Raw genomic sequence first — 12,149 nt, forward strand, 5'->3', positions numbered from 1 at the left:
TGGCGAATTGATAGGGTGAGGGAGAAATGAAGAAGCGAAAATAAAAACTTTGAGGTGCTGTGAATGAGAAATGTGCCCAAAGCTATTATCATCTTGTGGATGACGATATGCACGATTCTGTGTATGCCGCATGGACTCGTGCTTGCCGCACCAGAAGAGATTCGGCAGCCTGTAGCCATTACAGGATGGGAAGTGAAATGGGGGAACGCTGGAGATCAGGGCTTCATTAGTGAGGTTATGGGCCAGGATGAAATATGGGAGAAACGTAGTGTTGAGCGAATTGTAGACAGTACGAAAGAACCATCAGGTTCTTTGTGGACACGTTTGACAATTCCCCGTTTGCATGACGGAAGTTCAGCGATTCGTTTCGAAAATATTAAAGGCACTCATATTGTGATCTATCTTGAAGATCGGAAAGTATATGAGAATTACCATTATAATTACGACAATAATGCCGTTTTTTTACCGCTATCTGCAGAAAATTCGGGTAGTACACTCTATGTTTGGGCGCAAAATGAGAGAGGATGGTTGGGCATTCAAGGTGATGTCCAGGTCGGGCCATATGCCATGTTGCAGGAGAAGTATCTCCATAATGGGTTAATGGATATCATTTTGGGTTCAACTTTTGTATTTACCTCGCTTATTATGCTGAGTTGCACATTTTTTCTGGGTCAGTTTCATAAAGGGCTATGGATATCACTGTGTGTCGTGATGGGTTCCATCGGGACAATGGTGATCACTTATTCTCAATTCTTGTACACTTTCTATCAAGTGTATGGGGACCTGTATTCTATTCTGTTTGATTTGGCCATGTTACTCGGAATGCCTGCACTTTGTTATTTCTTTGAACAAGTTATTGGCCCCGGTGTACACGGGATATTCACCAAATTAAGGAAGGCTCAATGGGCCTATTCCATCGTTTCTGTGTTTTCATTGTTTGTATATGTAGTATCGGGTGGGCAATGGGATCTATTGTACAGTCTTCTTGTACAGCATGTAGTGGGCATTATACTGGTTATTGTGCTGACCATCCTGCTGGTTGGTACGATAGCCCGGGCGCTACAACGTAACCGTGAAGCGATCCTGTTAGCAGTTGGTTTCGGCACCTTTTCGTTAATTAGTGTCATGGAACTTCTTTGGTACTATCAGCGAAGCGGGGCATATCACCTGCTCTGGTGGAAGTGGTCGATGGTTGCATTTGTTATCTCATTGATTGCTATTCTTGGTAGCCGGTTTGCTGAAAAACATAACAAAGTGTTAGAGTACTCCAAGGAACTGGAACTATTCAACAACGAGTTGCAGCGATCTGAAAAAATGGAAATCATTAGCGAACTTGCCGCTTCAGTTGCTCACGAGGTGCGTAACCCGCTTCAGGTGACGAGAGGGTTTCTTCAGCTTATGACAGAGCAGGAAGATAACAAGAACAAAGGATATGTACGTATTGCATTGGAAGAACTCGACCGGGCTTCCGGTATTATTACGGATTTTCTGACTTTTGCAAAACCTGAATTTGATCACATTATTTCATTGAATATTTCAGATGAATTTGATCATATCGAAGGTATACTGGTACCGATGGCTAATCTGGAAGGTGGAAAAATTACAACGGATATCCCGCCTAATATTTATATTCGTGGAAATTCTTCGAAGTTCAAGCAGGCCTTTATCAACATTATTAAAAATAGTATTGAGGCGTTTCAGGGAGGACAAGGTCAGATTGATATCTGGGCATACTCACAGGATGGCAAAGTTAAAGTGCATGTCAGAGATAATGGTGAAGGGATGAGTGAGGAAGCCTTGTCCCGACTGGGAGAACCGTATTTCTCTAATAAAATCAAAGGCACTGGGCTAGGTATGATGGTTACCTTCCGCATCGTGGAAGCGATGAATGGACAGATCAGTTTTACAAGCACAAAAGGGGTAGGAACAGAAGCTGTTGTATCTTTTCCCGAGTTCGTTAAATGATGGACTCGGGGAGGATATCCAGTTTAATGTTCTACCCCTGATTTTTTTATTTAGCTAAGATTAAAATGATCTCCACGGTCCGCAATTGACGTCATAATTGACTTTGGAAGGGTTAGGTGGAATGACCAGAACATAATCATTTTGTTGCTCCTCGACTGTGCGAATCTTGATATGATCAGGAATCGTAATACCAAACGCCTCGCGAAGTGCCTGCTTAGGATTAGAATGGAGTTGTTGTCTGAAGTGTTCATCTGTCCAAGCTTTCTCAATAATATCCTCATGCAACGTTTTTTCTGACACCATCATCGTCAACATTCCCTTCATATTTAAATTAAACTGAATCGGCTTGTCCCGTATTAGAAGGCCCGGATTGTGGTTCGCTGATCCAGTAGTGAAACCCACCTCGATAAAGTCTTTTTTTACGTTGTTCTATTTCCTGAATTGCTTGTACCAATGAGTTGCACAGATAAGAATTCAGGGCAATGAATTGTGGAAACTCCAAGTTAGAAGATGCAATGATGTCATTGAAGTGTTGAGCTACGTCTGCATAACTGTTCATCAGTTGTGAGTTATATACATTGTGGTGTATAGATTCGTTAAGTACATGACTCGTCGGATATTCCTGTTGGAGAGCTGTGGATAGGTGAGAGAGGTAGCTATTGTAGTTGCCGTTTACAGCATCCATTTTCGTGTCTGTAAAGTCATCTGTCATCTGTAGAGTCATGAGAACGATATTCAGTGCACCGCAGACCGAAGAGATTCGAGCCGGTTGCTCTAGTAAAATCAAGGAACCAATGACTCCTAATTGCGTTGGTGAAGCTTTCTGGGCGATGAGAAGTGGGTTATGCTGAAAATAATCCACGTGTAATTCACCATTTACGCTTACTGCCCAGTCCTGAATAACGTGTCTGAAATGGTTCCAGAAGACAGAAGAGGGTTCAAATAATGCATTATAGACTTGAAGGGCATCCACATAGCAAAGATTCCCAAGAGATAACTTCAGCACCGCATCCTCAGTTGGCTCATCCATGACATCATCCAGATTAAGAAAATACATCATGTGTAACAGGCAAGCTGTGCTAAGCTGATGAGCTTGATCGGACGGGAGTCCCTCTGTGTACTGCATCCATAGCGGAGTGATGTAACCGATGCAACTGTGTCCCGGATCCCCCCTGAAGGGGTTGAGCAAACGGAGTTGTTCAAGCGCATGCCCTACCAGTGAATCAGGGTATTGCCGAAGACGCTCTTCAACAGAATCAAACACGGCCTTCACGTCAAGCATATACGGATCTAGCCATTCTCGATGCATGATATGAAAACGTCCCTCCTGCATTAAATGTTGGAATATGCAGTAAGATCAAGAAGTTAAATACAGTATATCTTAAGTTAGTTGAAAAAAATAGGATTTTTTGTGATCATTTGTGAGAAATTTGATGACATTTTGGATTTTATAGCATAAAAAGTTGCAATTTGGGTTCAGACTAAGAAGGCAGAGGATATCGAGACAAAGAAAGGTGGATAAAGAATGAAGATAAATTGGAAATCATGGCTGGCTGCCAGCGCAGCTGTTATCATTTTTGCTGTTGCACCAGGCCAAATGGTTTTAGCTGATCCCGTTTCTCCTGCGGAGCAGCAAGATGAAAACCTGGCTGAATCTGCCGGTGGGAACCAAAAGCCTTGTATGCAGGCAGGCCATGGTTTGTTTATGATCGGAGAAACAGCCGATTTGCTCGGAATTGGACTCCGTGATTTGAAGCAGCAGATGCAACTTGGCAAGACCTTAACCCAGATCGCGAAGGAACGCAAAGGATTCAGTGAAGAACAGTTACTGCAAAAATTAAAGCCCACGCTGTCAGAGCGCTTGGATCTGGCCGTGAAAGAAGGTTGTCTCACCAAGGAACAAGCTGCAGCAGCGAAAGCCAATATGGATGTGAAGTTAAAAAAAGTAGTGAATACCCCGCTTGCCGAATTGCGACGTGAATTTACGCACCATGGAAAACATCCGATGGTAGATAAAGGGGCAATAGCGAAATACATCGGGATTACACCTGAACAATTGCAAGAACAACTGCATGCAGGCAAGTCTTTGGTTGAAATTGCGCAAACGAAAGGCATCAGTGAAACACAGCTGGTGAATCAGTTAAAAGAACAATTAACAGGTGATCTGCAAAGGTTCGTTCATCAAAAACGGCACGGTCATTCCATTCCAGTTCATCCGGGACACGTGCCTGGCCGATCCACCTCAACCGAAGTGAAATGATCAACTTCATAGAACAAGATGACTGATCTACTGAGCAAGATGAGGAAAAAATTCAAGAGCGTCCTCCGCAGGGGAGCACGCTCTTTGTTTGTTTTACACGTCTGAGGGCCTAAGGGGCGAATTTTGATTCGGGGTGCGTCTTCCAGAACCCGCTAATGGATCACTAAAAGCAGAAGCTTGCCGAGCCTTGCTACGTGTCAATCCAACCATGAAACGAGAGCCTGGCAATTTAGACAGTGTCCAGCTAATGCCAAGAGCGGTCACAACGGTGACTATGAATGAGATTATCGTTAGAGGCAGATGCCACCCGCTAAGGTGTAACGGTCTGGTAACATATGCGATGGCATAAATCACCAAGGCATGGACTAGATAACCGCCGAAGGAGTAGCGTCCAATCCAAGTGAGAAGACGCTGAAACCATAGGTTTTTACCATGTAGCAGAACAAGGAAACCGTAGAGCATTAACATCTGAGCCATAATACTGATGAACGTACTGGGTTTTAGGTACGTAGAGATATTGAGGTTCATCGTATCTTCTGACCCGCGCAGTACAGCGTACCCCATCCAGATATACATCGCGACAAAGACCGCAATCATGCAAGGGAGCATTCTCATCGTCCAATTCCTCCAGCTTTCCACCGTCCAGGCGCATACCGCGCCAAGGAAAAAGTAGAACCAATACATGAGCCATGAATATGAACGATATTCCAGCATGCTAGACCAGGGCTCTGGCCACCATTGTGTCCAGTCAGCCATATCATAATAAGACCATTTCATAAGCCAGAGATAAAATAGTGCTGCAACGAGTATGATGGTTAACGTCACCTGTTTCGGCGTAAAACGCTTGAGGTTATCGAGCCTTTTACGAACAGCATGAGCCCCCGCGAGAAATAAAGGAAACAGGATATAAAATTGGAACACCATCAGCACAAACCACAGGTGATATCCTGTCTGCGGTATAAATAACTCATGTACAAAGCTTCCCAGATCCGGCATACCGGAAGTCCAGAACGTAGGAGTAAACACACGTACAGCTAACCAGTAGATGAGCGTCCATATGAAGAAAGGCATATAAATATCACCAAATCGCTTCCCGATGAAGCGGGGATAATCCGGCTTCGTATGGCGATGGTGATAGAACAACAACACACCCGACAGAAATACAAAAGTAGGTGTGCCAAACCTTGTCAAATGATAAATCATGGTCAGCATCACGGAATCAGGTTGCTCAATATCTGGCCGATAGATGTATTCAGCAATGTTATGCTGCATGACGATAGCCAGAAAAGCTAATCCGCGAAGTTCGGTCCATTCGGCTATTTTCGGCTTTTTCATTTCCATTCCTCCCTTATGTAGCCAGGGTCATCATATAAGACTACCCTCCAAACATTAAGGCTGCATTAAATGGCGAAAAAAGGAATCAAAAAAAGACGGCCTAAGCCGTCTTTTTACTGGTGATTATGTGATAGTCACTCGTTTGATTTCCCAGTTACTGAGCCACCCGACGAAGACTGGTTATCTTCTTCAAATAACTTCTGAATGTAAGCTTGAAGCTTGGGCACATTCACACCTAATACCTGAGCAGATCCAGCCCGCTCATTTGTAAGCAACTTGTTCGGTGGAATCTGCTGCTGGTCGATCTCGTTCACACGAATATCAAAGCCGAGTGAAGCGAGCTTCAGCATTTGGGTTGGGCTTAGATCTGTTTTGATATAAGGAGCAATGGCTTCCAGCATCTCAGGGATTTTAAAGAGCGAAGTGGTGCTCTGCATCTTCTTGGCAAGTTCGGTCATAAAGATGCGCTGACGCTCTGTACGTGTGAAATCGGAGGTTGCATCATGCCGGAAACGAACATACTGGAGGGCTGTCTTGCCATCCATATGTTGCAGCCCTTTTTTCAAATCAATATCATACATGTGTTTATCCGCTTTGCTTGTGTAGTACATATCTTTTTCCACATCAATATCGATACCATCCAGCGCATCAACGAGAGCCATGAAGCCTGTAAAGTCCGTGTAGACATAATGCTGAATCGGTATACCGAGCAGATCGCTGACCGTCTGTTTGGTTAATTCGGCTCCCCCGAAGGAATAGGCGGCGTTAAGGCGGCTTTTGCCATGGCCTGGGATGTTAACGTAGGTGTCGCGAAGTACGGAGAACAGGTGGGCCTTTTTGGAAACTGGATTAATCGAAGCAACCATCACCGAGTCTGAACGCCCTGCGTCATCCCCTCTCGAGTCACCACCAATTAATAAGATATTTACTCTCTCTTTGCCGTCCCACTTCGGAATGACCACTTTGGGTGTATCGGAGCTTTCCGTACTGTTCGAGGCATTACTAGAATTAGGCGAATCGCTAGATGCGGCAGTCGAAATGCTATTGGCAAAATGAACGATTGAATATCCGTAGTAGACAATGACTCCTGTTACAACAAGTGCCAAGGTCAGGGCTGTACCCCATAACCATTTTTTAAACATAATCTCACCTTTCTTATGTAGAACTGATAGATCCCCAAACTAGTTTAACAAAAAGAAAGTGAAATGTCCTCCTTGATTCCGAAAATAAATTTAAATTCAATATTGTTTTACGAATAGTTTGCTTGTTGTGGTTGGGACAATCATTATGGAGTTTCATCGCTTTCTTGGGAAATTCGTGAACATCCACAAGTGTGGAAATCTACTTCGGTTAGTTCAATGAAAATATAGTCTATTAAATATACTTATTTCATTGTTAAGAGAAATTTTCTTAAAACTAAGATTTCATATATTCACTCGAAGAATATCTATGTCGATATATTATATAGATGTACTAGTTTATTGGGGAAAGTTGGAGGAGTGGGAACATGGGAAAAATGCGGGGGAACGCATCGGGGAAAGTGAAATTTTCGATTCGTGCCAAATTATTAACTGGCTTCTTAATTGTGTTGGCATTGCTTATCTTTGTTAGTGTGTACTCATTAAGTCAAGTTTTTGCAATGTCTGATAAATCAAGACAGATCGATCAGAAATCGATGCCGAGTATAAGTTTACTCGGAATCATGAACGGTGATGTGTCGGATGTCGAAAGGTTGGCACTAGCCATCATTGTAGAACAGAATCCGAGTGAGACGGAGAAACTGAACGAAGCGTTGAAAGTGTTGCTTGCCAAGATTGAGGATGAGCGCAAACAACTGCTTACCTTCATTAAGGGTGATCCTCAAGCGGAGCAGCTGTACGAACAGTTTTCTACTAATTATGATTCGTATTTACAGAAAATGCCGGAGTTTGTCGACTATGGTCTCAAAAATGATTATACTACGGCCAGCATGCTACATACAGCAGCCTATCCAATGTGGTATACAGCCAATGATCTGATTACTCAGTTGATTAATCTCGAAAATAGCGGTGCAAAAGAGATTTCTTCCGGATCTGTCAAGCTAGCTGAGAATGCTTTTACAATCATTTTAGTTGTAGCGATCGTTGCAACATTGTTATCCTTATTCATTGCATTTTTCATCGCGAGTATGATCTCCCGTCCGGTTAAAAAGATGAGTGAAGCTGCCGCAGCGATTGCTGAAGGTGACCTGACAGGTGAGGCAATTACATTGAAGAACCGGGATGAGCTGGGTGTCCTGGCAGAATCCTTCAATACAATGAGTCAAAATCTGCGTTCGATGATTCAATCCGTATCGGAAACATCGGAGCAAGTTGCGGCTTCATCCGAAGAACTTCTCGCAAGTGCAGAGCAAAACGCGAAAGCTTCGGAGCAAATTACTGAAACGGTGGAAGAATTGTCTGTAGGAACATCGAATCAGGTTGATATCGTGAAGCGTTCTTCGCAGGCAATGAATGAGATGGCTTTGGGTTCAGAACAGATTGCCGAACTGGCTCAAAGTGTATCCGTATCCGCTGTGGATGCGGCGAATCAATCATCGGAAGGAAACAAAATCATTCAGCAAGCGGTTGAACAGATGGGATCGGTTCGTAACTCCATCGCTTCCTTGAGAGAACTGGTTACAGGACTCGGCGAACGTTCTGCCGAGATTGGCACGATCACTGAAGTGATCAATAACATCGCCCGTCAAACCAATTTGCTCGCTTTGAATGCAGCGATTGAAGCCGCAAGAGCAGGGGAGCACGGTAGAGGCTTTGCTGTCGTTGCAGGAGAGGTGCGCAAGCTGGCGGAAGAATCCTCCGCTTCTGCACAGCAGATCACACAGATTGTACAACTGATTCAGCAAGATACGGATCATGCGGTACAAGCTGTAAAAGTAAACAGTAATGAAACAGAAACCGGCATTGAACTGGTTGCTGCAGCTGGTCAAGCCTTCGAACAGATTTCGGACGCTGCCAACAAGGTCGCTGGTGAGATTCAAGAAGTATCTGCCGGTTCTGAGGAGATGTCAGCTAGCACAAATGAGGTTGTAAGTTACGTAGGTCAAATCTCCAATATTGCTTCGGAAGCCGCGGGTTCTGTACACAACGTATCTGCTGCAACCGAAGAGCAACTGGCTTCCATGGAAGAGATTGCTTCCTCAGCTGGATTATTATCCAAAATGGCGGAGGAATTGCAGGGACAAGTGAACAAGTTCAAAGTATAGATCGCAAAAGCAGATCGTCAAAAAGGCTGTTTCTTCCCGGCATGTCCGGTGCAGAAACAGCTTTTTTGTCATATCACGCTGATCAAGTCACAACAATGTTATTTCAGAAGTCACCAATGTTGATATTTCAAGTCAAACAAACGACTATAATGGTAATTAATGGTGGAAATTACATCGAGTTACCACCATGGAGAGGAGCGAGGTCACTCAGAATATTGGGAAGCATTCATCTGGAACTTTCGAGAAAAGGAGATGAACATGATTTATGAAAGGGCGCTGGTGGAGACGCGTTGCTATGGTAACGTTATCGGCAGGACTTCTCGCAGGGAGCTTTTCTATGAATACAGGATTACGTCAGGCGGATGCGGCCGCCGGAGATCATAACTATGCCGAAGCACTACAGAAGGCTATTTATTTCTATGAAGCGCAACGCTCAGGCCCGTTGCCTGCCAATAACCGGGTTGAATGGCGGGGCGACTCGGGACTGCAGGATGGCGCCGATGTCGGTGTCGATCTGACCGGCGGCTGGTATGATGCTGGAGATCATGTGAAATTTGGATTTCCAATGGCTGCTTCGGCAACCATGCTAGCCTGGTCTGTCGTTGAGTATGCCGACGGCTATGAGCAAGCCGGACAACTGGAGGAAATCAAAGATAATATCCGGTGGGCAACCGACTATTTTATGAAAGCGCATACCAAGCCAAATGAATTATGGGGACAAGTCGGTGGTGGCAATATCGATCATGCTTGGTGGGGACCTGCAGAGGTGATGCAGATGAACCGGCCTTCGTTCAAGATCGATGCTTCCTGTCCGGGAAGTGATCTGGCGGCAGAAACGGCTGCTGCACTGGCGGCGGCATCCATCGTGTTTGCAGATGATGATCCAACCTACTCGGCGAAGATGCTTCAGCATGCGAAAGAACTGTACAACTTTGCAGATACATATCGGGGAAAATACACCGATTGTATTACCGATGCTGCTGCATTTTATAATTCGTGGACGGGATATGAGGATGAGCTTGCGTGGGGCGGAGCATGGCTTTATTTAGCTACCAATGATAACGCTTACTTGTCCAAGGCGATGGCAGCTGCAGATCGGTGGTCTACAAGCGGAGGTTCCGCGAACTGGCCTTATACCTGGACACAGGGCTGGGATAGTAAACATTACGGCGCCCAGATTCTGCTTGCCCGAATCACCTCCAGTTTGAATATGCCGGAGGCAACAAAGTTCATCCAATCAACCGAGCGCAATCTCGATTACTGGACGGTTGGCACGAATGGAGGGCGTGTGACTTACACCCCGGGCGGATTGGCGTGGCTGGATCAGTGGGGTTCACTCCGATATACAGCCAATGCAGCATTCATTGCATTCGTGTACTCCGATTGGGTTAGTGACCCTGTGAAAAAATCCAGATATCAAAACTTTGCGACTTCACAGATGAATTACATTTTAGGAGATAATCCTCGTCAGAGCAGTTATGTTGTGGGGTACGGAAAAAATCCGCCACAGCATCCGCATCATCGTACCGCTCATAGTTCATGGATGAACAACGAAGATATTCCGGCGAATCACCGTCATATTTTATACGGCGCCATGGTGGGAGGACCCAATGCGTCAGATCAATATACGGACGATATTTCGGACTATGTGAGCAATGAGGTGGCGACGGATTATAATGCTGGCTTCACGGGTGCACTCGCCAAGATGAATCTGCTCTATGGACAGAATCATCAACCTCTGGCGAATTTCCCTGCTCCTGAAGTCAAAGGTGACGAGTACTTTGTAGAGGCTGCCGTGCGGTCATCAGGCTCCAATTATACGGAAATCCGCGCATTGCTTAACAACCGCTCAGGTTGGCCTGCACGGATGGGAGATAAGCTTTCCTTCAAATATTTCCTCGATTTGAGTGAAGTGTATGCTGCGGGACGCACCGTATCCGATGTTCAAGTCACAGTATCCTCTACTGAAGGTGCAACCGTTTCTCAACCTGTCGTCGTGGATGCCGCCAAGCGGATCTACGCCGTTACAGCAGACTTCAGTAATACCAAAATTTATCCAGGCGGAGAGGGGAATTATCGCAAGGAAGTTCAGTTCCGGATTACCGGACCGCAAGGGGCATGGAATCCAGCGAATGATCCTTCCTACCAGAACCTGACGACAGGAACTCCGGTAAAAAGTGCACACATTCCTGTATATGATGCTGGAGTGAAGGTATATGGACAGGAGCCGGGTATTACACCCGTGACCGTGCCAGTCGCTCCTACTGGAGTGCAAGCTTCGCCTGGCAACAATCAGGTGACGCTGAGCTGGACTGCCTCCGCTGGGGCTGTATCATACACGGTGAAGCGTGCCGAGGTTAGTGGTGGCCCGTACACAACCGTTGCGACAGGTGTGAATGGATTGACTTACACCAACACAGGATTGACGAATGGCAAGGCGTATTATTACGTGGTGACCGCTGTAAACGCAGCCGGCGAATCGCCAGCTTCTGTTCAAGTGCTCGGGACGCCGCAGGCCGGTTCAACTGTGCCAGGAGCTCTTACTTTAAGTGGAACAGCTGGCAACAATCAAACGGTGTTGTCATGGACAGCAGCATCTGGAGCTGCCAGCTACAAGGTACAACGTGCCGCTGCCAATGGTACGTTTGCGGATGTAGCGACCGGGCTGACTGTGTTGACCTACACGGACACGACAGCGCTTAATGGAACTTCGTATAATTACCGGGTTGTTGCCGTAAACGCAAGTGGGCAATCGTTATCTAACGTGGTTGTACTGACACCTTCGGGACCGCCTGTGTCAACGGGTACGCTGGAAGTGCAGTATCGAAGTGGAGGGTCCGGGAATTCCAGCAATGCGGTAACCCCCCAGTTTAATGTGAAGAACACAGGCACACAGCCTATTGATTTGAGCACGGTGAAAATCCGGTACTACTTTACCAAAGATGGCACAGAGGATCTGACCTTCTGGTGTGATTACGCCGTGGTGGGTACAGCCAATGTGCAAGGCAAGTTTGTGAACGTGAATCCGGCAAAAGGAACGGCGGATACGTACCTGGAGATCAGTTTTACCTCTGGAGCGGGAAGTTTGGCAGCCGGAGTAGAAACGGGCGTGATTCAGGGACGTTTTTCAAAAAATAACTGGAGTAACTTCGATCAGAGCAATGACTACTCCTATGATGGTTCCAAGACTGCTTTTGCTGCATGGAACAAAGTGACCGCGTATCAAGGCAGTACCCAAGTATGGGGGCTAGAGCCGTAAATCAAAGAACTTTGACGGGCAAGAGGCAAAAGAACAGCATGGGCAGACCAGCAGCATCGATATTAAATTTCCACTATTCCAGGGAG

General features: G+C 45.7%; 8 protein-coding genes. 4 read left to right on the forward strand and 4 right to left on the reverse strand.

Annotated elements, in window-relative coordinates; translation table 11 throughout:
* Positions 1-63: 63 nt before the first annotated feature.
* Positions 64-1,965 carry a HAMP domain-containing sensor histidine kinase gene (locus tag MKY23_RS05795; RefSeq protein WP_090917873.1) on the forward strand — a complete coding sequence of 634 codons (1,902 nt, stop codon included), beginning with the start codon at positions 64-66 and terminating at the stop codon, positions 1,963-1,965.
* Between the two features lie 60 nt (positions 1,966-2,025).
* On the opposite strand, the gene MKY23_RS05800 is transcribed toward MKY23_RS05795, so the two are convergent.
* Positions 2,026-2,271 (reverse strand): NHLP leader peptide family RiPP precursor, encoded by a 246-nt coding sequence (locus tag MKY23_RS05800; protein WP_123063138.1) that lies wholly within the window; start codon positions 2,269-2,271, stop codon positions 2,026-2,028.
* A gap of 25 nt (positions 2,272-2,296) precedes the next feature.
* On the reverse strand, positions 2,297-3,274 hold the full coding sequence (locus MKY23_RS05805; RefSeq protein ID WP_339836217.1) for a hypothetical protein: 978 nt from the start codon (positions 3,272-3,274) through the stop codon (positions 2,297-2,299).
* A gap of 216 nt (positions 3,275-3,490) precedes the next feature.
* Between MKY23_RS05805 and MKY23_RS05810 the strand changes: the two genes are divergently transcribed.
* Positions 3,491-4,225 carry a hypothetical protein gene (locus MKY23_RS05810; RefSeq protein ID WP_339836220.1) on the forward strand — a complete coding sequence of 245 codons (735 nt, stop codon included), beginning with the start codon at positions 3,491-3,493 and terminating at the stop codon, positions 4,223-4,225.
* 93 nt (positions 4,226-4,318) lie between these two features.
* Here MKY23_RS05810 and MKY23_RS05815 read toward each other — a convergent pair whose 3' ends face one another.
* The gene (locus MKY23_RS05815) at positions 4,319-5,560 is read right to left on the reverse strand and encodes an acyltransferase (RefSeq protein ID WP_339836223.1); all 1,242 of its coding nucleotides are present in this window, start codon (positions 5,558-5,560) and stop codon (positions 4,319-4,321) included.
* A gap of 134 nt (positions 5,561-5,694) precedes the next feature.
* Positions 5,695-6,702: an LCP family protein gene (locus MKY23_RS05820; protein WP_339836226.1), complete on the reverse strand. Its 1,008-nt coding sequence runs from the start codon at positions 6,700-6,702 to the stop codon at positions 5,695-5,697.
* 365 nt (positions 6,703-7,067) lie between these two features.
* On the opposite strand from MKY23_RS05820, the gene MKY23_RS05825 reads away from it, so the two are divergent.
* Both MKY23_RS05825 and MKY23_RS05830 read left to right on the forward strand, forming a co-directional pair.
* Entirely contained in the window at positions 7,068-8,804 is a 1,737-nt protein-coding gene (locus tag MKY23_RS05825) for a methyl-accepting chemotaxis protein (protein ID WP_339836229.1), read from the forward strand.
* A gap of 337 nt (positions 8,805-9,141) precedes the next feature.
* Entirely contained in the window at positions 9,142-12,063 is a 2,922-nt protein-coding gene (locus MKY23_RS05830) for a glycoside hydrolase family 9 protein (RefSeq protein WP_339836231.1), read from the forward strand.
* Positions 12,064-12,149: the final 86 nt, after the last annotated feature.

It is taken from the genome of Paenibacillus sp. FSL R7-0272 (assembly GCF_037969905.1).
Taxonomy (GTDB): domain Bacteria; phylum Bacillota; class Bacilli; order Paenibacillales; family Paenibacillaceae; genus Paenibacillus; species Paenibacillus polysaccharolyticus.

Excerpts from the sequence above, each read along its gene's own strand:
- MKY23_RS05795 (WP_090917873.1), top strand. The coding sequence starts at position 64 with ATGAGAAATGTGCCCAAAGCTATTATCATCTTGTGGATGACGATATGC.
- MKY23_RS05800 (WP_123063138.1), bottom strand. The coding sequence starts at position 2,271 with ATGATGGTGTCAGAAAAAACGTTGCATGAGGATATTATTGAGAAAGCT.
- MKY23_RS05805 (WP_339836217.1), bottom strand. The coding sequence starts at position 3,274 with ATGCATCGAGAATGGCTAGATCCGTATATGCTTGACGTGAAGGCCGTG.
- MKY23_RS05810 (WP_339836220.1), top strand. The coding sequence starts at position 3,491 with ATGAAGATAAATTGGAAATCATGGCTGGCTGCCAGCGCAGCTGTTATC.
- MKY23_RS05815 (WP_339836223.1), bottom strand. The coding sequence starts at position 5,560 with ATGAAAAAGCCGAAAATAGCCGAATGGACCGAACTTCGCGGATTAGCT.
- MKY23_RS05820 (WP_339836226.1), bottom strand. The coding sequence starts at position 6,702 with ATGTTTAAAAAATGGTTATGGGGTACAGCCCTGACCTTGGCACTTGTT.
- MKY23_RS05825 (WP_339836229.1), top strand. The coding sequence starts at position 7,068 with ATGGGAAAAATGCGGGGGAACGCATCGGGGAAAGTGAAATTTTCGATT.
- MKY23_RS05830 (WP_339836231.1), top strand. The coding sequence starts at position 9,142 with ATGAATACAGGATTACGTCAGGCGGATGCGGCCGCCGGAGATCATAAC.